At 57.2% G+C, this 26179-nt stretch carries 26 protein-coding genes; 15 read left to right on the plus strand and 11 right to left on the minus strand.

Going from position 1 to position 26179, the window contains the following annotated elements; genetic code table 11:
• The first annotated feature begins 24 nt into the window (after nucleotides 1-24).
• Complete coding sequence (locus E2L05_RS01515) at nucleotides 25-285, plus strand: acyl carrier protein (RefSeq protein ID WP_133341122.1); 261 nt, start codon at nucleotides 25-27, stop codon at nucleotides 283-285.
• On the plus strand, nucleotides 282-1490 hold the full coding sequence (locus E2L05_RS01520) for a beta-ketoacyl-[acyl-carrier-protein] synthase family protein (protein ID WP_133341123.1): 1209 nt from the start codon (nucleotides 282-284) through the stop codon (nucleotides 1488-1490). Before E2L05_RS01515 ends, E2L05_RS01520 begins: the two co-directional genes overlap by 4 nt.
• A 23-nt stretch (nucleotides 1491-1513) precedes the next feature.
• On the opposite strand, the gene E2L05_RS01525 is transcribed toward E2L05_RS01520, so the two are convergent.
• On the minus strand, nucleotides 1514-2104 hold the full coding sequence (locus tag E2L05_RS01525; RefSeq protein WP_133341124.1) for an invasion associated locus B family protein: 591 nt from the start codon (nucleotides 2102-2104) through the stop codon (nucleotides 1514-1516).
• A gap of 340 nt (nucleotides 2105-2444) precedes the next feature.
• Nucleotides 2445-3761 carry an HlyC/CorC family transporter gene (locus tag E2L05_RS01530; RefSeq protein ID WP_133341125.1) on the minus strand — a complete coding sequence of 439 codons (1317 nt, stop codon included), beginning with the start codon at nucleotides 3759-3761 and terminating at the stop codon, nucleotides 2445-2447.
• 291 nt (nucleotides 3762-4052) lie between these two features.
• On the opposite strand from E2L05_RS01530, the gene E2L05_RS01535 reads away from it, so the two are divergent.
• Genes E2L05_RS01535 through E2L05_RS01545 form a run of 3 tightly spaced genes read left to right on the plus strand, consistent with a single transcriptional unit; the run spans nucleotide 4053 to nucleotide 8470 of the window.
• Nucleotides 4053-5141 (plus strand): TRAP transporter substrate-binding protein, encoded by a 1089-nt coding sequence (locus tag E2L05_RS01535; RefSeq protein ID WP_133341126.1) that lies wholly within the window; start codon nucleotides 4053-4055, stop codon nucleotides 5139-5141.
• Nucleotides 5142-5199: 58 nt separating this feature from the next.
• On the plus strand, nucleotides 5200-6096 hold the full coding sequence (locus E2L05_RS01540) for a TRAP transporter small permease subunit (RefSeq protein WP_133341127.1): 897 nt from the start codon (nucleotides 5200-5202) through the stop codon (nucleotides 6094-6096).
• Between the two features lie 16 nt (nucleotides 6097-6112).
• A complete protein-coding gene (locus tag E2L05_RS01545; RefSeq protein ID WP_133341128.1) occupies nucleotides 6113-8470 on the plus strand; it encodes a TRAP transporter large permease in 2358 nt (785 codons plus the stop codon).
• 156 nt (nucleotides 8471-8626) lie between these two features.
• Here E2L05_RS01545 and E2L05_RS01550 read toward each other — a convergent pair whose 3' ends face one another.
• From E2L05_RS01550 to E2L05_RS01560, 3 genes are all read right to left on the minus strand, one after another.
• Complete coding sequence (locus tag E2L05_RS01550; protein ID WP_133341129.1) at nucleotides 8627-9463, minus strand: arginyltransferase; 837 nt, start codon at nucleotides 9461-9463, stop codon at nucleotides 8627-8629.
• Nucleotides 9464-9555: 92 nt separating this feature from the next.
• Nucleotides 9556-10011 carry an RDD family protein gene (locus E2L05_RS01555; protein ID WP_133341130.1) on the minus strand — a complete coding sequence of 152 codons (456 nt, stop codon included), beginning with the start codon at nucleotides 10009-10011 and terminating at the stop codon, nucleotides 9556-9558.
• A 57-nt stretch (nucleotides 10012-10068) separates the two neighbouring features.
• Nucleotides 10069-10452, minus strand: coding sequence for a DUF2852 domain-containing protein (locus E2L05_RS01560; protein WP_133341131.1), 384 nt, complete (start codon nucleotides 10450-10452; stop codon nucleotides 10069-10071).
• 178 nt (nucleotides 10453-10630) lie between these two features.
• Between E2L05_RS01560 and E2L05_RS01565 the strand changes: the two genes are divergently transcribed.
• Nucleotides 10631-13426, plus strand: coding sequence for a [protein-PII] uridylyltransferase family protein (locus tag E2L05_RS01565; RefSeq protein WP_133341132.1), 2796 nt, complete (start codon nucleotides 10631-10633; stop codon nucleotides 13424-13426).
• 1 nt (nucleotide 13427) lies between these two features.
• Nucleotides 13428-13703 (plus strand): hypothetical protein, encoded by a 276-nt coding sequence (locus E2L05_RS01570; RefSeq protein ID WP_133341133.1) that lies wholly within the window; start codon nucleotides 13428-13430, stop codon nucleotides 13701-13703.
• A 6-nt stretch (nucleotides 13704-13709) separates the two neighbouring features.
• On the opposite strand, the gene eda is transcribed toward E2L05_RS01570, so the two are convergent.
• Both eda and edd read right to left on the minus strand, forming a co-directional pair.
• Complete coding sequence (gene eda, locus E2L05_RS01575) at nucleotides 13710-14354, minus strand: bifunctional 4-hydroxy-2-oxoglutarate aldolase/2-dehydro-3-deoxy-phosphogluconate aldolase (protein ID WP_133341134.1); 645 nt, start codon at nucleotides 14352-14354, stop codon at nucleotides 13710-13712.
• A gap of 16 nt (nucleotides 14355-14370) precedes the next feature.
• On the minus strand, nucleotides 14371-16200 hold the full coding sequence (gene edd, locus E2L05_RS01580; RefSeq protein ID WP_133341135.1) for a phosphogluconate dehydratase: 1830 nt from the start codon (nucleotides 16198-16200) through the stop codon (nucleotides 14371-14373).
• A gap of 164 nt (nucleotides 16201-16364) precedes the next feature.
• Here edd and E2L05_RS01585 point away from each other — a divergent pair, with 164 nt between their 5' ends.
• Both E2L05_RS01585 and E2L05_RS20670 read left to right on the plus strand, forming a co-directional pair.
• Complete coding sequence (locus tag E2L05_RS01585) at nucleotides 16365-16901, plus strand: RSP_2648 family PIN domain-containing protein (protein WP_133341136.1); 537 nt, start codon at nucleotides 16365-16367, stop codon at nucleotides 16899-16901.
• Nucleotides 16902-17068: 167 nt separating this feature from the next.
• Nucleotides 17069-17233, plus strand: a complete 165-nt coding sequence (locus E2L05_RS20670) for a hypothetical protein (protein ID WP_164686272.1) — start codon at nucleotides 17069-17071, stop codon at nucleotides 17231-17233.
• 79 nt (nucleotides 17234-17312) lie between these two features.
• Here the strand turns inward: E2L05_RS20670 and coaD are convergent, their stop codons facing one another.
• Together coaD and E2L05_RS01595 are read right to left on the minus strand one after the other, a co-directional pair.
• Nucleotides 17313-17816: a pantetheine-phosphate adenylyltransferase gene (gene coaD / locus E2L05_RS01590; protein ID WP_133341137.1), complete on the minus strand. Its 504-nt coding sequence runs from the start codon at nucleotides 17814-17816 to the stop codon at nucleotides 17313-17315.
• A 109-nt stretch (nucleotides 17817-17925) separates the two neighbouring features.
• Nucleotides 17926-18363, minus strand: a complete 438-nt coding sequence (locus tag E2L05_RS01595; RefSeq protein WP_133341138.1) for a CBS domain-containing protein — start codon at nucleotides 18361-18363, stop codon at nucleotides 17926-17928.
• 174 nt (nucleotides 18364-18537) lie between these two features.
• Between E2L05_RS01595 and E2L05_RS01600 the strand changes: the two genes are divergently transcribed.
• Nucleotides 18538-20034, plus strand: a complete 1497-nt coding sequence (locus E2L05_RS01600) for a CoA-acylating methylmalonate-semialdehyde dehydrogenase (RefSeq protein ID WP_133341139.1) — start codon at nucleotides 18538-18540, stop codon at nucleotides 20032-20034.
• 63 nt (nucleotides 20035-20097) lie between these two features.
• Here E2L05_RS01600 and E2L05_RS01605 read toward each other — a convergent pair whose 3' ends face one another.
• Nucleotides 20098-20691, minus strand: a complete 594-nt coding sequence (locus tag E2L05_RS01605; protein WP_133341140.1) for a lytic transglycosylase domain-containing protein — start codon at nucleotides 20689-20691, stop codon at nucleotides 20098-20100.
• 330 nt (nucleotides 20692-21021) lie between these two features.
• On the opposite strand from E2L05_RS01605, the gene E2L05_RS21305 reads away from it, so the two are divergent.
• Nucleotides 21022-21159, plus strand: coding sequence for an AraC family transcriptional regulator (locus E2L05_RS21305; protein WP_133341141.1), 138 nt, complete (start codon nucleotides 21022-21024; stop codon nucleotides 21157-21159).
• 404 nt (nucleotides 21160-21563) lie between these two features.
• Here the strand turns inward: E2L05_RS21305 and E2L05_RS01615 are convergent, their stop codons facing one another.
• Nucleotides 21564-22403, minus strand: coding sequence for a Rossmann-like and DUF2520 domain-containing protein (locus tag E2L05_RS01615; RefSeq protein WP_133341142.1), 840 nt, complete (start codon nucleotides 22401-22403; stop codon nucleotides 21564-21566).
• A 183-nt stretch (nucleotides 22404-22586) separates the two neighbouring features.
• Between E2L05_RS01615 and ltnD the strand changes: the two genes are divergently transcribed.
• Genes ltnD through E2L05_RS01635 form a run of 4 tightly spaced genes read left to right on the plus strand, consistent with a single transcriptional unit; the run spans nucleotide 22587 to nucleotide 26164 of the window.
• The gene (ltnD, locus tag E2L05_RS01620; protein ID WP_133341143.1) at nucleotides 22587-23492 is read left to right on the plus strand and encodes an L-threonate dehydrogenase; all 906 of its coding nucleotides are present in this window, start codon (nucleotides 22587-22589) and stop codon (nucleotides 23490-23492) included.
• Between the two features lies 1 nt (nucleotide 23493).
• On the plus strand, nucleotides 23494-24756 hold the full coding sequence (gene otnK / locus E2L05_RS01625) for a 3-oxo-tetronate kinase (RefSeq protein WP_133341144.1): 1263 nt from the start codon (nucleotides 23494-23496) through the stop codon (nucleotides 24754-24756).
• A complete protein-coding gene (gene otnC, locus E2L05_RS01630) occupies nucleotides 24753-25403 on the plus strand; it encodes a 3-oxo-tetronate 4-phosphate decarboxylase (protein WP_133341145.1) in 651 nt (216 codons plus the stop codon). Before otnK ends, otnC begins: the two co-directional genes overlap by 4 nt.
• On the plus strand, nucleotides 25403-26164 hold the full coding sequence (locus E2L05_RS01635; RefSeq protein ID WP_133341177.1) for a hydroxypyruvate isomerase family protein: 762 nt from the start codon (nucleotides 25403-25405) through the stop codon (nucleotides 26162-26164). Before otnC ends, E2L05_RS01635 begins: the two co-directional genes overlap by 1 nt.
• Nucleotides 26165-26179: the final 15 nt, after the last annotated feature.

Genomic DNA, 26179 nt, shown 5'->3' on the forward strand with positions numbered 1-26179 from the left:
AAGAGACTGGCGGGAGAATGACGGATGAGTGTGAAGGACAGGGTGACCCGCATTATCGCGGACCAGGCGATGATGGAAACGGCCGAAGTCACACCAGATAAAACGCTGGAAGACCTTGGTATTGACAGCCTCGGGTTAGTAGAGAGCATCTTCGCCATCGAAGAGGAGTTCGACATTCAGGTCCCATTCAATGCCAATAACCCTGAAGAAAGCGACTTCGACATCTCCAGCGTTGCGGCAATCGTTGCAGCGGTTGAATCGCTGGTCGATCAGCAGTCGGCATGAACCGCGTCGTCATAACCGGGCAGGGCACAATCAATGCGATTGGCGGCTCTGTTAGTGAAACTCAGGAAGCCATGCGCGAAGGGCGCTGCGGGATCGGGCCACTTGATATCCGTGATGTTGACCGGTTGGCGATCAAGATCGGTGGTCAAGTGCTTGGCTATGATCCTGAGGCGCATTTCAATCGTCAGCAAATTGCCCTCTACGATCGCTTTACCCAGTTCACGCTTATCGCTGCCAAAGAAGCGATCACGCAATCCGGTCTGAGTTTTACAGGGGAATTGGCGGCGCAAAGTGGTGTGGTCCTTGGCACCGCAGGTGGCGGAATGCAGACCTCGGATGAAAACTATCGGTCTGTTTATGAGGACGGAAAGAACCGGGTGCATCCGTTTGTCGTACCCAAGCTCATGAATAATGCTGCCTGCAGTCACGTCTGTATGAATTACAACCTAAAGGGCCCGAGTTTCACAGTCGCCACGGCGTGCGCGTCATCGAACCATGCGATGGGCCAAGCGTTCCACATGATCCGGGGCGGTGCGGCCAAAGTGATTATCACTGGCGGGTCTGAATCCATGCTGTGCTTTGGTGGGGTCAAGGCATGGGAGGGGCTTCGCGTGATGTCACGCGATGCGTGCCGCCCATTTTCCGCCAACCGCAACGGGATGGTGCAGGGCGAAGGCGCTGCGATTTTCGTGTTCGAAGACTACGACCATGCAAGAGCGCGAGGCGCCGATATTTTGGCAGAGGTCATCGGCTTCGCAATGACGTCGGATGCAGCAGATATCGTCATGCCTTCAAAACAGGGCGCGTCGCGGGCCATTGCCGGTGCAGTACGTGACGCCGGGGTCGCGTTGGAAGACGTGGGTTACATCAACGCGCACGGCACGGGCACGGCGGCGAATGATAAGACGGAGTGCGCGGCAGTAGCGGACGTTTTTGGCGCTCATGCAGATAAACTGATGATGTCGTCGACAAAATCGATGCATGGCCACGTGATTGGCGGCACGGGCGCGATTGAGCTTTTAGCCTGCACCATGGCCCTGCGGGACGGGGTCATTGCGCCCACTATCGGCTATGAAGAACCGGATCCTGAATGCGCGCTTGATGTCGTCCCGAATGTCGCCCGCGATGCAAAGGTTGATGTGGTGTTGTCCAATGCTTTTGCATTTGGCGGGCTGAATGCTGTTTTGGCTTTGCGCCGACACTGACGCCTGCGCAACGCCAATTGTTCTTATTCCAAGCCGACGACGTCCAGCATGGAAAAGGCAGCGGTAAACCCGTTCAGGGAAACAGCGAGTTCAACGACTCGGTCTGGCGCGGCCGCAGGAACAATCGTCAGCAATGCTTGTGAACCAGACTTCATTTGGTTCAATTCCTCGGGGGTCAGTCCGAGCTGCACAACACAACCCTGACGTGTGCAAAGCTGGAATGGATAAACTTTTTCTGTACCCTGATCGATCGAAAGGCGCATGTTTTGCGTCAGGAGTGTTTCCAGCGGTGTAACGATAGTTGCACCGGCGGGAACCCCTTCGCGCCCTACGGGGAACAGGTTGATTTCAGCCGTAGGGTTCCCGTCGACCGTGCTCAGCAATTGGTTCATTTCGCAGGGGTCGACTTGTCCGGACTCAACCCGAATACATCGAACGGTCCAATCGCCGAAGGTGCCCAATGTGTATGGCGCGCCCGGCTGTGCGTCTTCTCGGCTTGTGGCGACTTGCGGCGGAGTGTTCTGCTGCGCCGCAACTTGGTTGGCAGAGGCTACGAGCCCAAGGCCAAGCAAAATAGCAAAACTCAACGAAGACGTGTTTTTTCTCACGGACATGCAGCTTTCCCGCCTAAAATCGTGGCAGTGAAAGGCGTGCCTCGTTGGCAACGCCAATCCCTGTAAAATTAAAAAAGGGTCCTTAAGGACCCTTTTTTGTTATGTTTTTTTCTCCCCGTCGGACCGGCCGACTTATTGTGAGGTCACGCTAAGGCGACTCGCTGCACCCGTCAACAGGCTTTTATTGGTCGAATGCGACGATCCCAAAAAAAGACCGCACCCAAGGGGCGCGGCCAGTCCAACAGGGAGGGAACACCACGAGCCACAAGGAGTCTCGTGATTACCTGACACTAACGAGATGGCGTAAACAATTCGCTACCGGTCCGCGCGCGGACCAGTCTTAGTTGCGCGGTGTTGCACCGACAGGAGAGATCTTCAGGCGCGTGATCCGGTTGTTTTCGCGTGCGGTCACTTCGAAACGGAAGCCTCGGAAGATAAAGACCTGTCCCACGCGCGGGATCATCTGTGCTTCGTGGATGACGAACCCTGCAATGGTGTTCGCGGCTTCATCCGGCAGTGACCAATCGCGTGCACGGTTCAGGTCGCGAATGGTCATTGCGCCATCCACGAGGAATTTTCCATCGCTGGATTTCACGATCATCTGGTCGGCACTGGAGTCGAATTCATCCGTGATTTCACCGACGATCTCTTCCAGAATATCCTCAAGCGTGATCAACCCCTGCAAGTCACCATATTCATCGACGACCAAAGCAAAATGCGTATGCCGTTTCAAAAACTGGCGCATTTGATCATCAAGGGTCGATGTCTCGGGAACAAAATAGGGCTTGCGCGCAACCGACATGATATCGAAGTCCAGCAATCCGGCGTCGCCGCCAGTGTCGATCCGGTCATGTACGGCGCGCAAAAGGTCTTTTGCATGGATCACACCGATGATGTTTTCCGGATCGTCTTTATAGACCGGAAGGCGCGTGTGCGGAGATTGCAGTGCTTGCGCCACAACATCTGGGGCAGGGGTATCAGCATCAATCATTTCGATGCTGGATCTGTGGCGCATGATCTCTTCGACGGTCCGATCACCCAGATCGAGCGCGCCCAGCAGTCTGTCACGGTCTTCTTTCTCAAACACGCCTTCGGAATGGCCAAGTGTCAGGGTGCCGACAATTTCTTCTCGGATCGACAGAACGTTGCGGGTTGGGTCCACCTTCACCCCGAAAAGGCCCAGAACACCGCGCACGATCAATCTGACGACAGCCACAGGCGGGGCCATTGTTCGCACGATGATCCGTATAACCGGGGCCGCCAATGCCGCAGCCTTTTCGGAATTCGAGATAGCGTAGGTCTTGGGAAGAACTTCGGCAAAAACCAGAACGAGAACGGTCATCACCAGCGTCGCGGCCGCGACACCGCTCTCTCCCAGTGTGCGGGTGAACAGGGCTGTTGCCAGAGACGTGGCAAGAATGTTGGCGATGTTGTTGCCAAGCAGAATTGACCCGATCAAGCGTTCACTGTCTTCGGTCAACTTTAGTGCGATTCCAGCCCCGCGTGATCCATCATCAGACATGCTGCGCAGTTTGCCGCGCGATGCAGCGGTCAGCGCCGTTTCGGACCCAGAAAACATGGCCGAACAAATCAAGAGCAAGAAAATCGCCGATGCTGTCATCCAAAAGGCGGTGTCGAACACTTCTCCCGTTTCCATAGTCACACTTTCCCCATGCTTTCGCGTTGTTGTCGTTATGGGCGCGCGCCTCGTGTCCTGCAAGGCGTCGGATTGTGTGCCTGATACAAAGGCATTTGTCTGGAAATTCAACATTAGTGAAGCTGTTCGCGTGTTGCGGGGCCTTTGCGCAAGAAAACTACGGTTTCCCTATGGTTATAAGCCACTTTGTTTCATTTCGCGTTTGCGCTTGCCGGGCAAATCGCTAGTGTCGCGACACCGTAACTGTCTGGTAGAAAATCACCGGGCAGTCCAAAAACTGGGAGGTTATATATGGATCGTCGGTCATTCCTGAAAAATTCCGCGCTTGGCGGTAGTGCCGTCGCGGCTACATCGCTGGCAGCACCCGCAATTGCGCAAGGCACGCGCACTTTAACCATGGTGACCACATGGCCACGTGGTCTTGCCGGGGTTTGGGATTCCGTTGAGCGGTTTGCACAGAACGTAAACGACATTTCCGGTGGTTCGCTTGTGATCGAACCAAAAGGCGCGGGCGAACTTGTTGGCGCATTGGAATCGTTTGATGCAGTCACAGCCGGTCAGGCCGACATGTATCACGGTGCCGACTATTACTGGACAGGCCAGCATCCGGCTTGGGCATTTTTTACTGCCGTGCCGTTCGGCATGACAGCGCCCGAGCTGATGACGTGGTACTACGGCCAGGGCGGTATGGCAAAGCACCATGAGCTTGGCGAGATCTTTGGCGTGAAGCCATTTATTGCCGGCCAGACAGCGGCGCAGGGCGGCGGCTGGTATCGCCGTGAAATGAAAACACCCGAAGATTTCCAAGGCCTCAAGTTCCGGATGCCGGGTCTTGGTGGTCAGGTTCTCAGCGCAATGGGCGCATCGGTTCAGGTGCTTCCGGGCGGCGAGATCTATCAAGCCTTGTCCACTGGGGCGCTTGATGGCACCGAATGGATTGGCCCTTGGTCTGACGAACGTCTTGGCCTGCAGGAAGTCTGCGACTTCTACTACCCAGCAGGATTCCACGAACCGGGTGCAGCCCTGTCTGTCGGCACAAACCTGGATGTGTTCAACAGCCTCACGCCGACACAGCAGCGGGCGATTGAAGTGTCCGCAGGCGAAGCGCATCAGCACAACTATGCGCTGTTCATTGCCAATAACGGCCCTGCGCTGCAGCGGTTGCTGGATGGCGGCGTGAAAACGTATCAATTCTCCGATGATATTTGGAATGCGTTTGGTGCGAAGTCGCAAGAAGTTCTTGGTGGCTTTATGGATGATGAAATCTTCGCTGACGTGCACGACCACGCAATGGCAGCTATGAAATCTTCGTCGAACTGGATGTCGCAGTCGGACAGTGCATACACGGCACAGCGCAACCGCGTGTTGGCCAGCCTGTAAATTGTCTTGGGCCCGTCCCTGCAATGGGGCGGGCCACCCCTGATCTTCGGAGGATGAGATGCTCGACGGCATCCTTTGGCTTGTCACCAACACCGCGATGGGCCTGTACAATATCGGATACGCGATCACCCATCCTGCGCTTTGGCTGAACTGGGCCGAACCGCAGGCTATTATGCGTTTCGCCTATTACGGCGGCTCTGTTGAGCTTTTCTTTGCTATCTTCGTACTTGTCCTGATCCTGACAGCGGCGGGGTTGGCATACAGGCCAATTCTTTGGGGCTTTGTCCGCGGCGCAGAGGCGTTGGGGAATTCTGTCGGCCGCGTTATGGCTTGGGCAGGGTTGCTAATGGTGTTGCAACAAACGCTGATCGTCTTTTTGCAACGCATCTTTCTGGTCTCTGATATTTCGATTGGGCCATTCGGAACAGTGTTCACGAAATCACTCAGCTGGTATTCTGAAGAGTTGAAACTCTACAATGCGATCGTCGTCGCGCTGTGCTGTGCCTACACCTTCATCCAAGGCGGTCACGTGCGCGTTGATCTTGTCTATGGTGCCGTGTCGCGTCGGACCAAAAAGATCATCGATATGATCGGAAGCCTGATCTTTATGATGCCAGTGCTGATCCTCACATGGATGTACGCCTGGTTTTTCCTGTGGCGGCACCTGATCACGCCCAAAATCTCCGCGTCTGATACAGTTGACGCCTTGCTTCGCAAGTCCCGCGTCCTGCGCTGGAACGTGGAAACATTCGGATTTTCGCCCAACGGGTTCAACGCCTACTTCCTTTTCAAGCTGCTGATCGTTGCGTTCGTAGCGATGATGCTGCTTCAGGCGCTGACCTTCTTTTATCGAAATCTTCTTGAACTGATCGAAGGCGAGGAAGCCGACGGAAAGTTCCACGATGCCGACGTGCTGGGCGATGAAATCGCCGAACGCACCGCCGACATCCACTAACGCGAAGGGCGTACCCATGCTATTCGGTTTGGACGGGGTCGAAGTCGGCCTGATCATCGTTTTCCTCAGCCTTTTCAGTGGAATCATGACGGGCTTTCCAGTTGCTTTCGCCATTGGCGGGGCCGGTATTCTTGCGTTTGGCATCATTGCCGCGCTCGACAGTGCTGGTGTGCTGATACATCAGGCGGTCGACACAGGGTCCGACGCATATCGCGCGCTCCTGGCGGATGGGGTGAACCCGTCGGTCATTTCACAATTCCGATTTCCGGATCTGCCCAGGGTGGAAACACCGGTTTTTCCCGGCGGTTGGGAAATGGCGATGGATCGCAACCTTTCCTTTATCGTCAACCGGATGAACGAACGTGTGTTCGCAGGGCAAAGCATCGAAACGCTGCTGGCAGTTTTGATGTTTGTCATGATGGGCATCACGCTTGAACGTTCTCGCATCGCGAATGATTTGCTAACGACCATGGCGCGCGTTTTCGGCCCATTGCCGGGCGGTTTGGCTGTGTCAGTGGTTGTGGTCGGGGCCTTTTTGGCTGCGTCCACAGGGATCGTGGGTGCCACTGTGGTCACTATGGGGCTGTTGTCGTTGCCGACCATGTTGCGGGCCGGGTACTCACCGCAACTTGCCACCGGGGTCATCGCGGCGTCCGGCACGTTGGGGCAGATCATTCCGCCATCTATTGTGATCGTTTTGCTGGGCACGCTAGCGGGGGATCTATATTCCGCCGCGCAAGAAGCCCGCGCGCAATCACTTGGCTGTTCTGACGCGCTGACGTATTTGGGCAAGCCGGCCGTGGTGTCGGTCGGGACACTGTTTCAGGCCGCGATTTTGCCCGGCGTTCTACTTGCAGTGCTTTATGCAGTCTATGCACTGGCTTTTGCGCTTTATGATCCTCGCCATGCACCGTCCGTCGTTGTCGATGGTGACGATTCAGGAACTCCAGTTACCCGGCGCGAGTCGCTGACATGGTTTGCCGCCGCGCCTGCAATCCTCATTGGCGGTGCGATCTTGCTCGGGCAAGCTGGGATCATTGGCTCCCAAAGCCTTATCGTTGACAGTTTTACAGACGCCTCCGAGGGAGCATCGCTGCGAACCAACGTGTCTGAACAATGCCAAGTCGCGATGATTGGCCTTCACGGACAAGAGGCGTGGGACACGGCCGTAGCCGAACAGCAAGCAATCGTAGATGGTGGGGGGCAGACCCTGAGCGTTGAACGCACGCCGGAAGAAATCGCCGCCCTGCGCGCGGAATTGATTGTCTCGGCGCCGGTTCTTAGCCCGCAGTTGGTCACATTGTTCGTTATCCTTGCTTTGGTGTTGACGACGGCGCGCGGCGTTGCCCCAACCGCAGATCCTCGCCCTTTGCTGATCGGTATGGGCGGTGTCATGGCGGCCTTTGTCGTGGATTGGCTGTTGATCGGTCCCGAAATGACCGAGGGGCGGGCCTTTCTGCTGTTGCTGATCCCAACGCTCGTCGCGCTTTATGGCGTGCGCACGGCGATGCAGCGTTTGGCGGGGAATGAACTGCTTCGCGTGGTGTTCCCGCCGCTCATCCTTATTGTGGCCGTGCTGGGGTCTATCCTTGGCGGCATCACTAACCCTACGCCCGCCGCGGCCTTGGGGGCGTCAGGTGCGATCATGTTGGCGGCCTATCGCAAGCTGAAGGATGAGCACCGGTCAGGCAAAATGATCATTCAGACTGCGTTTGCACTGGTCATCATGATCCTTGTCGGAGTGAATTTCGATCTGCGGATGTCGCGAGCAGAAGTTGCCTTCGAAGAATACGTCGCCTTCGTCACGGCCCAAGTCGCGTATCACTTTGCGATTTTCGGGATCCTGTACAGTTGCTGGGTGTTGTTGCGCGGTGGGGTCTTGGGACCGGTGGTGCGCGAAACGGCAAAGGTGACATCTATGGTGTTCACCATCTTGATCGGCTCGCAAGTGTTGAACCTTGTCGTGATCTCGTTCGGGGGGGAGCATTATATTCAGCAGTTCTTGCGCAGTTTCGACAATGAGATGGTCGTGTTCCTGCTGGTGATGCTGGTGTTGTTTATCCTTGGGTTCGTGCTCGATTTTCTTGAGATCATTTATATCGTGGTCCCCATTGTGGGTCCGGTGATTTATGGCGGGACGATGGACCCGAAATGGGTCACCATCATGATCGCAGTGAACTTGCAGACGTCGTTCCTGACACCGCCCTTCGGATTTGCGCTGTTCTATCTGCGGGGGGTGGCGCCGCCTGAGGTCACGACCAAGCACATTTATCAAGGCGTGCTTCCGTTTGTGATGATCCAGATCTCTGGCCTGTTGCTGCTGTGGCTGTTCCCCAGCGTGGTGACGATTGTTCCGAACCTCTTGGGTGGTTAAAGCCGCTGGTCCCGTGCTAACGGATAAGGCCCCCGAGTTGCACCACACATGCAGCTCGGGGGCCTTTCAGTTTAATAGCACTTGCTCAAGCGGGTCTCACTTTCAGATCGCGCTAAACGCAGCGAAATCGTGCCAGTCAGAACGATTTGACGGTGATCAACTGCGGTTGGTCATCGTATCGGGAAGAGAGATGCGGGCGACTTGCTCTGCGATCGGATCTACTGACAGAGGGTGCGTTTCGGTGTCATGGCTGGTCGGATCCCCGATGTCTTGCCAAACACCGCCCTTGTAAATCTCCAACGCGGAAAAGCCCGCCTTGTACCCCATCTTCGGGCTTCCTGGCACCCAGTAGCCCAGATAGACATAGGGAAGTTTCGCCTCGCGCGCGATTTCAATATGATCCAAGATCACATGTGTGCCCAAACTGCGGCGTGATGCGTTTGTGTCGTAGAAAGAATAAACGAGGCTCAGCCCATCATCGAGCATATCGGTCAGGCAAACTGCCGCAAGCTCGCCACGCGCAAGATCATGCTCGGGCGGATAATCGTATTCAATCACCCGCGACTTTACCGGGGTTTCTTCAACCATCGCGGCAAATTCAAAAATGTCCATATCCGCCATGCCACCAGTTGCGTGGCGACTGTCCAGATATCGACGGAAAAGCGAAAACTGTTCTTCGGTAGCCCAAGGTGAATTGACTTGCCGTATCAGGTCCGCGTTGCGGGATGAGGTCCGCCTTTGGCCGCGGGACGGCTCAAAATCTGCCACTCTGATCCGTGCCGACATACACGCGGTGCAATCAGCGCATGAAGGGCGGTACAAAACATTCTGCGACCTGCGAAACCCTTGTTTTGAAAGGGCATCGTTCAGTGTTTCCGCGAACTCACCTTGCAATGCCGTAAACAGCTTCCTTTCCATCCTGCCCTCTAGATAGGGGCAGGGTTGCGGCGCAGTCACATAGAACTGCGGAGCAATTGGAAGCGTGTGGCGCATTGTTTCTCCCTGAGTCGAAGGGGAAGGTAGCAATGCATTGCAAGCAGGCCAAGCCCCGAGGAGTTATCTTAGTGTCACATTCCGTAATCAAGCTAAAATACTGCGGCGCGGTTAATTGCCGAAGTGCCTAGTAAATGATCGTGAAGCCCTTGGCTGCGGCTTCCGGTAAGCATCAGAATGATCGACACGGCCTGCAGTACGAAGATGGCCATCATAACCATGTAGGCCCCAGTATGAAGGAACGAGGTTGGCAGATCAAAACGGTCGCCAGACCGCGTGCGCATTTCAACTGACAAAAGCCGCATGCCGGGCGTGGCCGACCATTTTGCCAAAGACGCGACGCGGTACACGAGGCTGACCAGCAAGAACAAACCGGCAAAAAAGAAAAGCCCAACAAACGCCGTGAATGGGATCGCGACCAAGCTGATCAAGGTGATCAGGATTGTGTCGATGATCCATGCAAAAAAGCGCTTCGTTGTTGTATCGCTGTAAAATTCCGGATGATCGTCCGGATCGGGGAGGCGCCAGTGCGCGTCTGTCTGTGTCATTTTCTTCCGTTTCATCAGCGCCGCGGCCCACAAGGGGCCGCAGCGGGCAGGTTACACTCAGGCGCCCTGCGGGTGGGTTGCGTCGGCATGGCGACTGCGGTCTTCCATAAACTGGTCGAACTCGGCTTTGTCTTTTGCATCACGCAGTCGCTTGAGGAAGTCCTGGAAGCTGTCTTGTTCTTCTTCCAGACGGCGAAGCGTATCGGCTTTGTAGGCATCGAAAGCGCTGTTGCCAGACGATTTGAAGGCGTGGTGTGCGCGGCGTGCGCGTGATTTGCAGGGTGTGAACATTCGTTTGCTCCAGATCATATAGGCAAGAAGGCCAAGGCCAACGGGCCAGAAAAAGATAAAACCAGCGATCATGGCCGCGATCCAGGCGCCTTTTCCGCGCTGATCGAGCCAGGTTTCTGCGGCCGAGGGCCAAGTTGCGACAGTGCTCATCGGTGTCTCCGTTTCGGGTTATGTGAATGTCTTTCACATTACGAAAGATTGGCATTGGGGCGCGCGGCTTCAAGGGGCAATGTGAAAACTATTTACATTTTTTTCGCGACCTGCGCTTTGGTCCCACAGACATGCGGGAAAGATTGACCCTGCTGTGTGTGGCGCTCATGGTAGCGGGATGAACTTTTCAGATCGTATAACCCGCTGCCCCATACCTCACGACTCAAATCGCGCGGCGGATGCGCTTGCCCATCTTGATTGGGCCACCGGCGAGGTGCGTGATCTTTTGGCGGGGACGGCGGGGTGCAGCCCGTTTCTGTCTGGTCTGATGGTACGGCAGGCGGCATGGCTTGAGGGTGCGCTTGACGGAGATCCGAATGCGGCCTTGAACGCCGCGCTGGCCGAGCTGAAGCCCGGTGGGGCGAACGAAGTGGGGCCCGCGCTCAGAATTGCCAAGCAGCGCGTGTCATTGCTCGCTGCGCTTGCGGATCTCGGTGGTGTGTGGTCGCTGGACGAGGTGACAGGTGCACTGACTGATCTTGCTGATCTGGCGACGGATGTCGCGATCAAGACTGCACTGATGCCAGACCTGTCGCGGGGCAAACTGCCGGGGCAAAGCATGGACGATTTGCCCACAGCAGCTGGGCTTGTGGTGCTTGCCATGGGTAAAATGGGCGCCGGCGAGTTGAATTATTCGTCCGATATCGACTTGATTTGCCTGTTCGACGATACGCGCTTTGATGTCGTCGATTTACCCGAAGCGCGGGCCATTTTTGTCAAGGCAGTCCGTCGGGCAATGGCACTTTTGTCTGACCAGACGGGGGAGGGGTATGTCTTTCGAACTGACCTGCGGCTGCGCCCAGATCCGTCCGCGACGCCCGTTGTTCTGTCTTTCGCCTCTGCTGAACGATACTATGAGGGGCTTGGCAGAACTTGGGAACGACAGGCTTATATCAAGGCCCGCCCAGCTGCCGGTGATCTCGTGGCCGGAGAGCGCTTCCTCACAGAGATCCGCCCGTTTATCTGGCGCCGTCATTTGGATTTCACAACCGTTCAGGACGCTCAGGAAATTCGCCAGAAAATTCGGGCGCATAAATCACATCTGGGAAGTGGGCTGGATGGGCGAAACGTGAAGCTTTGCCCTGGCGGTATCCGTGAAATTGAGTTCTTTGCACAAATCCGCCAGTTGATCGCCGGCGGCAGAGAGCCTGCCTTGCGCGTGCGCCCAACCCGTACGGCGTTGCGTCTTTTGGTGGAGCATGGCTGGGTGAAGGCGGATGAGGCCGCGACGCTGGATGCGGATTATGTTCGGCTGCGCGAAATCGAACACAGGGCGCAGATGGTTCAAGATGCTCAGACACACCACCTTCCGCGAAGCGCTGATGAATGGCAGCGCATTGCGGATTTCACAGGTGGGGGCGATGTGGACGCGCTGCGGCACGAACTGCGGGAACTGATGGACCGAGTCCACGAAACGACCGAAGACTTCTTTTCCCCGAATGAACCCGCCCCCGCGATCCCCATGAGCGAGACTGCCGAACGTCTTGTTCAAGAGTGGCAAAAGTACCCCGCGCTCAGATCGAAGCGGGCGCGCGGACTTTTCGAACGGATATTGCCACGCTTGATGCAAGGCTTTGAGCGGGGCCCGCGACCTGATGAGGCCATTATTCAATTTGATGGTTTTCTCAAGGGGTTACCTGCTGGAGTTCAAGTGTTCTCCTTGTTTGAAGCTAACCCCCAGCTCATTGATTTGATGGTTGATGTCTCGTCTACAGCGCCCGCCTTGGCGAGATACCTGTCCGAGAATCCCGGCGTTTTGGATGCGGTGATTGGCGGAGCGTTCTTTGAGCAGTGGCCGGGGCTTCAGGTGCTGTCAGGCGATCTTGAACATAAGCTGAGCAGCAGCGAACTGGATTATGAACGCCAACTGGATACGGCGCGTTATTGGATGAAGGACTGGCACTTTCGCGTCGGTGTTCATCACTTGCGTGGATTGATTGGACCACCTGAAGCAGCTCAAGAATATTCTGATCTGGCTCAAGCCAGCGTCGCGTCCATTTGGAATGCCACATGCGCCGATTTCGCCGTGCGCTATGGCGCGCTTCCCGGGCGAGGCGCGGTTGTTTTGGGGATGGGCTCGTTGGGCGCGAGGTCGCTTGGGGCGCGCTCTGATCTTGATTTGATCGTGATTTACGATGCCGACCCTGACGAGAATTCTGATGGTCCGCGGCCCTTGCCTGCGCGCACCTATTACGCCCGCCTTACAAAAGCGCTGATCACCGCATTGTCTGCCAAGACGGCAGCTGGCGCGCTTTACGAGGTTGATATGCGATTGCGTCCGTCCGGTCGGCAGGGGCCCGCTGCGGCGAGTTGGACCTCTTTTCAGAACTATCAACGGAGCGAAGCGTGGACATGGGAACATCTGGCCCTGACCCGTGCACGCGTGGTGGCCGGTTCAGCAGAGTTGGCGACCGATGTTGAAGAATTTCGTTTGGAAGTGTTGGCGGAGCCGCGCGCCCATGAAAAGCCGTGCCGCGATCTGGTCGATATGCGTAAGCGCTTGGCAAGCGCCAAGCCGCGTGCAAACAAGTGGGATGTTGGAAACGGGCCTGGCGGACTGCAAGATATCGAACTTTTTGCGCAGCTTTTGGCGCTGGTTCACGGCGCGCCCGATCGTCAGGTGCCGGATCAACTGCGGCTGGAATGTTCATTGGTCGATACATCTGCGCGCGAAGTTCTGATCAAAGCGCACGATCTCTTGAGCCGGATCAAGGCGGTTACACGGCTGCTGACGGATCAAGCACTGGATCCCGCAAAGCTGGGTCATGGTGGCCGCGCCATGTTGTTGCGGGATACCGGCAAGCCAGATCTGGACGCCCTTGAAAGCGCCATAGCCTCTGCAACCGTTAAGGCCGCCGCGATTATTGACGCGGTGCTCGCGCCGTATGTCGCGCCTGCACAGCAAGAGGAATAAGATGCGTAAACCTTTTGACCCAATCGACCCCAAAGGGATGATCGCGGAAAGCTATGTGATCGACGGAATTGACGCTGGGCAATGCCGGTCAATCTTTCTTGATTGGGCGCTGAGCACGGAAATTGGGCCAAATGGCACTGCGCCTTTGATCACCGAGTTGCTCACCCGGCACGGTCAGGCAAACCCGTCGCATCCCATGACCGAGGTCCTGCGCGAAGGTCTTGCCTGCCCGGCGCGCACGGGGCGCCGGGGCGGCCGCGCGAGCCGGGTGGGCTAAGCAGGATCAGCTTGCCGTCAAAGCAGCAGCTTCTGCGGCAAGTTTCGTAATGCCGTCCCAATCGCCTGCGTCGACCAGTGCTTTGGGGGATACCCAAGAGCCACCTACGCAAACGGTGTTGGGCAGGCTCAGGTAACTTGGGGCATTTGCCAATGAGACGCCGCCCGTTGGGCAGAACGTAATCTGCGGAAGGGGTCCAGACAGCCCTTTGAGCGCAGGCACGCCGCCAATCGCCTCGGCCGGGAAAAACTTCTGAAAGCTGTACCCACGTTCCAACAGCGCCATGGCTTCTGTTGCCGTGGCGGCACCGGGTAGCATGGCCAAGTCCATTGCTTCGCACGCATCAAGAAGCCGATCAGAACTGCCCGGCGATACACCAAAGGTTGCCCCGGCATCCTGTGCGCGGCGTGCGTCATCAGGTGTCAGCAAGGTGCCCGCACCGACAACCGCGCCGGGAACGTCACTCATGGCCTTGATCGCGTCAAGCGCTTGCGCCGTACGAAGAGTGATCTCAAGCGCGTAAAGTCCGCCGGTAACCAGGGCGTGGGCAAGATCGCGGGCTTTTCCCGCGTCATCGACCACAATCACTGGAATGACAGGGGCTTTGCGGGCCACGCCCAACAGGCGTTCGCTTGCGGTTTCAGGTGTCATGTCTACGCTATCCTTTTCAGGCGATTTCAGGGTCTTCATAAGGAACGACAACGCTCGCTCCTGCGCTGGCCGGGCCGACCACATCGCGGAAGGCCGCAAACAGTTCGCGGCCCAGTCCAAACGCATTCCCGGACAGGTCGGGCGTTGCCGCTTGTCTGTCATCGACGCCTTCGGCTAAAACTTCAAGCACACCTGCCTCTGCATCAACTCGGATCAGGTCGCCATCCTGGATCTTGGCCAATATCCCGCCTTCAGTCGCTTCGGGAGCCACGTGGATGCAGGCAGGCACCTTGCCCGAAGCGCCAGACATCCGGCCGTCGGTCACAAGCGCGACCTTCAATCCGCGATCCTGAAGAACAGCAAGCGTTGGCGTCAGGCTGTGCAGCTCGGGCATCCCGTTGGCGCGCGGCCCCTGAAAGCGAACAACAACGACTGTATCTGTGGTGAACTCGCCCGCCTTGAAGGCAGTTTTGACCGCCTCTTGATCCTGAAACACACGCGCTGGCGCTTCGATCACACGGCGTTCTGGCGCAACAGCGGAAACCTTCATCACGCCACGACCCAGGTTGCCAGAAAGCTGCTTCAAGCCGCCGGACTTCTGGAAGGGATCAGATGCCGGGCGCAGGATCTTTTCGTTTAGCGACGCTTGCGGCCCGTCCACCCAGTCAAGACCAGCATCGGTTAGCTTCGGGTCTTTGGTATAAAGATCAAGCCCCTCGCCTGCCACAGTCTTGGCATCCGGGTGCAACAGGCCGTTTTCCAGCAATTGCCCGATCATGTACCCAAGACCACCCGCCGCGTGGAAGTGGTTCACGTCTGCCAAGCCGTTTGGATAGACTTTGGCCAAAAGTGGGGTCGCTTCCGAGATATCTTCAAAATCCTTGAGGTCGAGAATGACACCTGCGGCGCGTGCCATGGCGGGCAAGTGAATGACCAAGTTGGTGGACCCACCCGTAGCCATAAGACCCACAAGCCCGTTCACAAAGGCGCGTTCGTCAAGGATATCACACACCGGGCGGTAATCGTTTCCAAGAGCCGTGATCGACAGCGCACGCTCTGTGGCGGCGCGTGTCAGAGCATCGCGCAGTGGGGTGTTTGGGTTTACGAACGACGCACCGGGAAGATGCAGGCCCATGAATTCCATCAACATCTGGTTGGTATTCGCGGTGCCATAGAATGTGCAGGTGCCCGGCCCATGATAACTGGCCATTTCCGCTTCCATCAGCTTGTCACGGCCAACTTCGCCGGTTGCGAATTGCTGGCGCACTTTGGCCTTTTCGTCATTCGGCAATCCGCTCGTCATTGGCCCGGCGGGGACAAAGATGCCAGGGATGTGCCCGAAAGTTGCGGCGGCCATCACAAGACCCGGCACGATCTTGTCGCATACGCCAAGGTACGCAGCTGCGTCGAATGTATTGTGAGACAAAGACACGCCCGCCGCGAGTGCGATCACGTCGCGGGAAAACAGGGACAATTCCATGCCGGGCTGCCCTTGGGTGACACCATCACACATGGCTGGAACACCGCCTGCGACTTGTGCTGTGCCGCCGGCGGCTTGCGCCGCTGCGCGGATTTGCTTGGGGAAATCTTCGAACGGCTGGTGCGCAGAAAGCATATCGTTATAGGCAGTCACAATGCCAATATTGGGGGCGCGGCCGCCAGCAAGGGCATCTTTCTGATCCCCCATTGCTGCATAGGCATGGGCCTGATTGCCACATGTCAGGTGCGCGCGGGCAGGGCCTGCATCCCCGGCACGGCGCATTCTGTCCAGATACTCGGCGCGGGATTTGTGGCTGCGTTCACGGATGCGGTCTGTGACCCGATCGATTGTGGTATTCAGTGTCATGTCGTTCCCTTGTTCGGTCAGACTGAAGTTACGCAGAGTATACGATGTTAGCGATACCACTTCTACTGGAAAACGCCCGGTGTGAAAAAAACGTCCGTGGTTCGTTTGTTGTAGCGCGCGTGTCACCATGGCACGGTTGAGCGTGCGAACTGAGGTGGGGTGTGATGCGCGTTTTGATTGATGCCTGTGTGCTGTTTCCGACAATCCCACGATTGCTGTTGCTGGGGTGTGCTGACGAAGGGTTGATCGTGCCAATCTGGTCCGCACGGATCCTTGAGGAATGGCGTCGGGCCGTTATCCGCGTTCATCCAGAGCAGGCGGCCATTGTCCAAGGTGAAATCGCCATGGTGCAAACGGCGTATCCGGGCGCAACTGTCGTGACGGATCAAGCGTTGGAGGCGGGATTATCATTGCCCGACGACAACGACCGTCATGTGCTTGCTGCTGCAATTGCAGGCGGTGCCGACGCTCTTGTGACGCGGAATTTACGTGACTTTCCGGGAAGGACGCTTGCGCAGTTTGGTATCATACCTCGTGCCCCCGACAGCGTGTTGTTGGAGTTTGCGCGATCACACCCCGATGTCATGCGCCGTCTTGCGAACAAGTCGTTATCGGGAATGGTAGGCGCTGCCGATATAACCCCCCGTAGTGCTTTCAAGCGCGCGGGGTTGCCGAGATTGGCGAAAGCTATTTTTAGTTAACGGTAACGTCACGCGATAAGCTTCAGAAATTAAAACACTTAACGAAATTTACTTTGGTATTCCGCCTTGCGTCACGCGCAATGCCGCACTGCGGCATTGGCTATTGTTTGCGGTCACATCGCGCCCCATCTTCGGTTTGTTGCAAACACAAACCCAAAGGGGAAAACATGATTTCGTTTCTTACATCCGTTCGTGCCGCGTCACGCAAACGCGCGCAGTACAATCGCACTCTGGCCGAGCTTCAGACCATGTCGAATGGCACGTTGCTTGATTTTGATTTGGCGACGAACGATCTGTCACGGCTTGCACATGATGCTGTCTACGGCAAATGACTTTCGACAACGTGTCGAAACGTCGGCCAGACAATGTGATACCTTTCTAGAAAGGGCGCCCCAATCCGGAGCGCCCTTTTCATTTGGCTCTTTGAGAGAACTTTGCCTGCAACGCTGCTTCGACTTCGGGAGTGACGAATTTCGAAACGTCGCCGTCCAGACGGGCGATTTCCTTGACCAGCCGTGATGCAATCGCCTGGTGTTGCGCTTCTGCCATCAGAAAAACTGTCTCGATCTTGTCGCTGAGGGCACGATTCATGCCAACCATCTGAAATTCATATTCAAAATCGGACACTGCGCGCAGACCGCGAATGATCAAGGACGCATCCACATCTCTGGCGCAATCAATCAGGAGATTTTCAAACGGGTGTACAACGACGTCGCATCCAACCGATCGGCCTTCGCCTTCGAATTGGTTTCGAATGATATCCACCCGCTCTTCCAAAGAGAAAAGCGGGCTTTTATCCCGGTTTATGGCAACACCGATGACCAACCTGTCCACCAGAGCAAAGCTGCGGCGGATGATATCTGCATGACCCAGTGTCAGGGGGTCGAAAGTCCCCGGATACAATCCGATACGCATGGTCCTGACTTTGCCTCCCCGCAAAACACGTTTTTGCACGCAACAATATTACGACATCGGTTGCAAGAGTGGGCTGGGTCGGTGCGCCATTTGGCCCTTGGGTGAGGGGCTAGAACCCCATGATCATGCCCTGAAGGGCGTCTTTTTCCATTTCCAAATGGGCAAGTTGGGTTTTGACCACGTCGCCGATCGAAAGCAGTCCGACCATTTTGCCATCTGCGTCCACGACGGGCAGGTGGCGAAAGCGCCCTTCGGTCATTTTGCGAAAGAGATCATCGCTGCTATCTTCAAGCCCGCACGAAATCGGATTTGCTGTCATTATAGTATCGACCGTCTGGCCCATGCAGCTTGCGCCCTTTGAGCCGAGTTCCCGCACAATGTCTCGTTCGGAAACGATACCCTCAGCGCGGTCGCCATTCGTTGAGACGATGACAGCACCGATGCGGCGGCTCGACAACAGCTTTGCTGTCTCTTCTACCGACGATCCGGGGGCAACGGTCACCACATCTGTCGTGGCCTTTGACTGCAAAATCTGTTGAACGCGCATGGTTTGCTCCTCCTCATTGTTCTCAAAGCTCTGGCAAACAAGGTCAGTCCGTGCAGGTTGTTCTGTCAAGAACAATAACCGTGTTGCGATGCTATGCCCTTGCGAACCATGCGGCTTTACCTTCCCCGCCGCACGCGCCTAGATAGGTTGAATATATTCGGGAGGATCGAAATCATGCACGCTATCGGACACTATATAAACGGGGGGCAGGTCGTCGGCACGGGGCGAAGGGCGGATGTGTTCAATCCGGCAACAGGCGAAGTTCAGGCGCAAGTTTCTTTGGCCAGCAAGGCCGAAATGGACAAGGCGATTGCCGATGCAGCGGCTGCGCAGCCCGCATGGGGCGCGACCAACCCGCAAAAACGCGCACGGGTGCTGATGGAATTTGTGCGCCTCCTCAACCGGGACATGAACAAACTGGCCGAAGCGTTGAGCCGGGAGCACGGTAAGACGCTGCCAGATGCGTGCGGCGATGTGCAGCGCGGTCTGGAAGTGGTCGAGTTCTGTATCGGCGCACCGCATCTGTTGAAGGGTGAGTTTACCGATAGCGCCGGCCCCGGCATCGACATGTATTCCATGCGTCAGCCTTTGGGTGTTGTCGCCGGTATCACGCCATTCAATTTCCCAGCGATGATCCCGATGTGGAAGATGGCACCCGCATTGGCGTGTGGGAATGCGTTTATCCTGAAACCGTCGGAACGCGACCCGTCTGTTCCGATGATGCTGGCCGAGCTGTTGTCGGAAGCCGGTTTGCCCGATGGTTTGCTGCAAGTCGTGAATGGCGACAAAGAGGCGGTCGATGCGATCCTCGACAACGAGACTGTTCAAGCGGTTGGGTTTGTGGGTTCAACGCCGATCGCGGAGTATATCTATTCGCGCGGCTGTGCGAACGGCAAAAGGGTGCAGTGCTTCGGCGGGGCCAAAAACCATATGATCGTCATGCCCGATGCCGACATGGATCAAGCGGCTGATGCGTTGATCGGGGCAGGGTACGGCGCTGCGGGCGAACGCTGCATGGCTATCTCGGTTGCGGTTCCCGTGGGCGAAGACACGGCTGACCGTTTGATCGAAAAACTGGTGCCACGGATCGAAAAACTGAAAGTCGGGCCGTACACGGGCGGCGCCGACGTGGATTATGGGCCTGTCGTCACGGCTGCTGCCAAGGAACGGATCGGAAGCCTTGTACAATCTGGCATCGACCAAGGGGCCGAATTGGTTGTTGATGGGCGCGACTTCAACCTTCAAGGATACGAGGATGGGTTTTTTGTCGGCCCGCATCTGTTTGACCGTGTGACCACCGAAATGGACATCTACAAGCAAGAGATTTTCGGTCCGGTTCTATGTACCGTGCGGGCCAAGACGTATGACGAAGCTCTGTCCATGGCGATGGACCACGAATACGGCAACGGGACAGCGATCTTTACGCGTGACGGGGACGCAGCGCGCGATTTTGCCAGCCGCATCAACATTGGTATGGTCGGCATCAATGTGCCGATCCCGGTGCCTTTGGCGTACCATACGTTTGGCGGTTGGAAGAAATCGGGCTTTGGCGATCTCAATCAGCATGGCCCCGATTCTTTCCGTTTCTACACGCGAACCAAAACCGTTACAGCGCGCTGGCCGTCTGGGCTGAAAGAAGGCGGCGAGTTCCATTTCAAGGCGATGGACTGAAGCGGCAAAGGGCGGTGCGATGTGCCGCCCAAACTCGCTTTCTGGAAACTCTTATCGGCTTGTCTAGCCGGAAAACCCCATGATCTTGCGCACGTAGTTCTGTGTCTCCCGATAGGGCGGGACACCGCCGTGGTTCCGGACGGCGCCGGGGCCTGCATTATACGCAGCCAGCGCAAGCTGCCATGACCCGAACGTGTCGTATTGCTCGCGCAGATATCGCGCGCCGCCTTCGAGGTTCTGCATGGGGTCATAAGGATCAACGCGCAGATATTTCGCTGTGCCGGGCATCAACTGAGCAAGGCCGATTGCACCTTTGTGCGAAATCGCCAAAGGGTTCCATGCGCTTTCTTGCTGGATCAGGCGCACGAACAAAACCTGCGGGATGCGATGCTTCCGCGCCAGTTCTTCAGCCACTGGCAAGTAAATTCCGCGATATTGTGACGTACTCGCGCGGGGCAATGCCAAGCTTCCCGAGAAATCTGTTTGGGGTACAAGGCGCGAGGAATATTCGTACTGAGACGCAGACCTCCGGTCGAGCACGGCAGTCTGTTTGCTGAAGATGGCCGAACGCGATTTGCTAGACACAGTTGCGTTTTCTGCCAGTGCTGCGCCGCACGTAAGCGCCGCAAGGCACACGATTCCGACTACTTTGCGCATTGTTGCCTGCCTCGGATAATACCTGTTTTGCCGTGATCCATAGCCGTTTATTGCCCGCAACGCCAGAGTTTGACAGTCCCGTTCATCCGCTGCGTATAGAACGTCAAGCAAATCTGGCTTTTTGCGACAAGGTCCGGAGAGGGAGGGCGCGATTGGCCGAGCAGCCCTGCGGGTGCTTGGTACTATTTCGGCGTCATTCGAGCTTGACCATTTTTAGGCATGGAACTGACGGTCGGTATTTTTCCGGCACCTCGATAACGACCGCGCCGGCCGCAGGTCCTATTTGGGAATCCTGCAGGAGGCTCGGTTCGATTTGGCCTGCACACAGCTTTGGGAATCGTCGGTAAAGTCATCGACGTCGCTATGATGGCCGGGTTCGGGAGCCCGCAGACTCTTGTCCGCGCTTTTCGCCGGTTTATGGGCCTGACCATCGGCCAATCGGCACACTCAAAATGGCGGCGATCATGAGGGTTTCCGCCTGGTGGCGGGGCGCAACGCACAGTCTGTCGCGTGACAAAATTTGTATCGGTTGGCAACGTCCGGACACTCCAGTCGGTTTGCGGCTTGAACGCTGCACGATGTTGGAGACTACCGTCCACCCGCTGTTACCAGTGCTTGCAAGGCACCGGTCGCCTCGGCACTCAGATCGTTCGTTTTCGCTACCTCAACGAGGCACTGGGTCAGTTTCCGTCTCCAGTTGCTCGAAATGCCGCCGAAGGCGCTGGCGCGCAAATTATGCCAAGGCGGTGCTATGCTCTGTCTCACTGGACGTGAGCGCACCGTGGGATATTAAACATATACTGGATGAAAGCGGTTTTGCAGCTTGATTTAGCATATAGCGGGGCAGGTCCACGCACGGTATCTGGCGATCCTCAGTCTTGCGTTTGTGTGGTGCCATGTTGCTTTAGTCGCCGCGCCATTTGGCTCAGCATTGCATAGAGTTGCGCAGCGTCCGGGTGCCAATCTGCGACCTTTTCTTCCTGAACGTGTAAAACGCTTGTGTCACCCCGAGCGGCGGGCCCCGTGAGTGCGCCTGCAGGCCCAAGCCGAGCTACGCTCTCACTGGTCCCTCTGAGCAACGTGTCACCAAGCTTCTGGGCAATATCTTCCGGGACACCGGATTCGGCCCATGCTTCGCGGGCAATGGCTTGAAGGACCGTTGTGAAGTTGTTCGAAAAGACCGCAGCCGCATGATAAATTGCTTTGTTGTCGGCATTGATGGTGAAGGGAACGCCTTCAATCGCTGCGACCAGGTCGGTCACAACAGGCACGGCATCTTCTGTGCCTTCAATGGCGCAGCAGGTGCCCGGAAATTGTTGCTTTGCAATAAGCGGGTCTGCAAAGCTCAGAACCGGGTGGCAACTTGCGATTGGCCAGCCGAGATCGCGTAGCGGTGCCAAAACACTTGATGGCAAAAAACCACTGCAATGCATCGCAACGCGGGCCGGCGCCGCCGAGCCAAGGTGCTGGGCAAGGTCTTGCGCAACATGGCCGATTTGGTCATCTGGGACTGACAATATCCAGATATCTGCGGGCCCCATGTCTTTCAGGTGCGATACTGCTCGGCCTGTGCCGATGGCCGCAGTTGCCGCTATCGCGCTTGCTGGGGTGGCGCTGTAAACGTCGCCGACCTCATAGTCCGGTGCGCCGCTTACAAGAGCCATCAGCGTCCGCCCAACCCTTCCCGGACCAATGATGTTCACCTGCTGCATATTTGCTTCCCTTTGTTTCAGTACCTCATGTGAAAACGTGACGCGTCAAGTTGCGATCTGCCTGTCATGAACTGTGAGCGCGAGGCCAATGCGCGGGACGTGATCCCTGCCAGCGGGACGTTTTGTGAAGAGAGTTGGCTTGCCGGATTGTTTGGTATACCATTTTTCAAGGATGGGGGAGGAATGCCGATGGCGAGCAGATCAGTGGCGATATTTGGCCTTGGCGCCATGGGGTCCGGTATGGCCGGAGCCTTGTTGAAGGCGGGCTTGAAGACGCACGGTTTCGACATCAACCAAGCTGCGGTCGAGGCGTTTCAGGCCAAAGGCGGGGCAAGCGGCGATATTGCCGATGTGGCTGACACGTTGGATGCAGTGGTTATTGTTGTTGTGAACGCAGCGCAGACCGAAGCGGTGCTGTTTGGCGAGGATGGCATCGCGGACAAGCTGATCAAAGGCACCGTAATCGTGGCTTGCGCAACCATGGCCCCCGAAAGTGCCCGCGATCTGGCTCAGCGGTGCAATGCCATGGGCTTGCTATACCTTGACGCACCGGTGTCGGGTGGAACGTTGCGGGCGGGTGATGGCACATTGTCCATTCTGGCGTCCGGCAGCGCCGCGGCGTTTGAGCGGGCAGGCCCGGCGCTTGAGGCGATGTCATCCAATGTCTTTGCCCTTGGCGACGCAGTCGGCGCTGGGTCATCCATGAAGGCAATTAACCAGATGCTCGTTGGGGTCCATATCGCCGCCATGGGCGAGGCCATTTCCTTTGGTGTTTCGCAAGGGGTCGCCCCCAAGCAATTTCTGGACGTTATTCAGCAATGTGCTGGAACAAGCTGGGCTTTGGAAAGTCGCGCGCCACACGTTGTGTCAGGGGATTACACACCGCTGAGCGCGGTGGATATTTGGCTTAAGGATCTGGGAATCGTGCAAGACATCGCGAAGAGCGCGCAGTTCGATGCGCCGCTTACCGAAGCAGCGCTCAAGCAATTTACCGAAGCGTCGGCTGTCGGCCTGGGACGCGAAGACGACGCGGCGATTGCAAAGCATTATGCCCGGCGGGCTGGTTTGACACTGCCGGGTGATGGCTGAGATGACGACAATCTTTGGGGCGATTGCCGATGATTTCACTGGCGCCACAGATCTTGCGGGATTGATGGCCCGAAGCGGCGCGCGCGTGTCCCTTCGGGTTGGGGTGCCAGAAGGGCCAGTCGAAGACCCCGCACCGTTCGAGGTGGTTGCCCTAAAGATAAGAACCTGTCCTGTGGCGGAAGCCCAAAGCGCGGCACGCGCAGCGATGGCGTGGTTGCGCGCCGCTGGGGCAGATCGAATTTACTGGAAATACTGCTCCACATTTGATTCGACGGCAGAGGGCAATATTGGCCCTGTGGCCGAAGCGCTCATGGCCGACCTCGGCGCCACGCAGACGATTTATTGCCCGGCCTTTCCCGAAAACGGGCGAAGTATTTTTATGGGCAATCTCTTCGTTGGAGAGCAGCCCCTGGCGGAAAGCCCGATGAAAGATCATCCGCTCACCCCGATGTGGGATAGTAATCTGATGCGTCTTTTGACCCCTCAGGTGAATGGGCAGGTGGGGCTGGTGTCGCGGCTGACAGTCGCTCGAGGCGCAAAGGCCGTGCGCGCGCATCTTCGCGACTTGGCTGAGCAGGGCAAAGCCCATGTAATTGTCGATGCCGTGGCTGATGCGGATCTTCAAGTCATCGCTGAGGCCTGTTGCGACATGCCACTGGTTACAGGCGGAAGCGCGTTGGCGATGCCGCTTCCTGCCTTGTACCGAGAACAGGGGCGGCTTGCATCGACCACTGGGCACACGGCACATCGCGCACCTGCGGGCCGGGCTTTGGTCTTGTCGGGGTCCTGCTCGGCCATGACGCAAACACAAGTTGCGACCTTTGAAAAAGATCATCCAAGTTACAAACTTGACCCAGTGCAATTGGCCAGCGACGGTGTCGCCCCGGCCTTGGAATGGATGTCCGCGCAAAGCGGCACGGCCATGGTTTATGCCACCGCGTCGCCTGACCGCGTGCGTAAGGCGCAAGACACGCTGGGGCACGATCGTGCCGGCGCAATTGTTGAAGAGGCACTGGCCGCTATAGCCCTTGCTGCGCGGGATTGTGGCGTTTCGCGCCTTGTGGTGGCGGGCGGCGAAACCTCAGGTGCCGTCACTCAGGCCTTGGGTGTTTCACGGCTGGACGTTGGCCCCGAAATTTCGCCGGGCGTGCCGTGGTGTTTTGCCAACAGCGCCGGGCATGACATGGCGTTGGCTTTGAAATCCGGAAATTTTGGTGACGGCGCATTCTTTGCGACCGCGCTTCGGAAACTGGAAGAATTATGAGCGCCGAGGCGCGCCTGCGCGAGTTGATCTGTACGTTGGCCAAATCCATGTTTGACCGGGGCCTGACCGGCGGATCGACGGGCAACATATCTGCGCGAACACAGGATGGTGGTCTATTGGTGTCGCCGACCGGGTCCAGCTTTGGCCGGCTTGACCCCGGTCGACTGTCGCGGTTCGACGCGCAAGGCCTGCACGTTGATGGGGATGCCCCGACCAAGGAAATGCCTCTGCACACAGCATTTTACGACACACGCAGTGCGGCGGGCGCCGTGGTGCATCTGCACTCTTGCCATTCGGTGGCGTTGTCCATGCTTCCGGATGTGGACCCTGACAATTTCCTTCCCCCCCTAACGCCCTATGCGATCATGAAACTCGGTCGGGTGAAGCTGTTGCCCGTGTTTTTGCCGGGAGACCCCGCCATGGGCGAGGCTGTGCGCGGGCTTGCGGGAAAGCGATCTGCGGTGATGCTGGCCAACCACGGGCCAGTCGTTGCCGGCAAGGATGTAGAGGCAGCAAGCAATGCCATAGAAGAATTGGAAGAGACGGCGAAACTGGCAATGCTAACCCATGGAATGGCGCGGCGCGGGCTTGATCCCGCGCAGGTGCGTGCAGTGGTCGACCGCTTTGATGTGGAGTGGGATAGTTGATCCGGCTTTCAGCCAATCTGGGTTTTTTGTGGGCTGACAGGCCTCTGCCGATGGCCATACGGGCGGCAAAGTCCGCAGGGTTTGACGCTGTTGAATGTCACTGGCCTTTCGATGTTCCGGCGTCTGAAGTGGCCGCTGCCTTGACCGAAACTGGCTTGCCAATGCTGGGCTTGAATACACGGCGGGGACAACCGGGTGAGAACGGACTCGCCGCGTTACCCGGCAGAACCACCGAAGCGCGCGCCGCTGTAGACGAAGCACTGGCCTATGCCGACGCCATTGGGGCCGCCAATGTGCATGTGATGGCGGGTTTCGCGGCGGGCCCGGAGGCAGAGAAGGCGTTTGTAGAAACGCTGGGATATGCCTGCGAGCAGGCGGGGGACCGCACTATCCTGATCGAGCCGCTGAACCACTATGACGCGCCGGGTTACTTCCTGCAAACCACGACACAGGCCGAAGCGATCATGGATCAGGTCAGCGCGCCCAATCTGAAGCTGATGTTCGATTGCTATCATGTGCAACTGATGGAGGGGGATGTCTCCAACCGGTTGGAGCGTCTTTTGCCGCTGATCGGTCATGTGCAAGTGGCTGCCGCCCCCGATCGCGGCACACCGGATCACGGGGAACTTTGCTACTCGCATATTTGGCAGGTGCTGGACCGGATTGGTTGGGCGGCGCCGGTGGGCGCCGAGTACAAGCCGGGCGGCGACACGGATCTGACGTTGAGCTGGATGGCCGCGGCGCGCGGTGATCGGGACTGAAGCTAAGCGCAGACA

Source organism: Meridianimarinicoccus aquatilis (assembly GCF_004358675.1).
Lineage (GTDB): Bacteria > Pseudomonadota > Alphaproteobacteria > Rhodobacterales > Rhodobacteraceae > Meridianimarinicoccus > Meridianimarinicoccus aquatilis.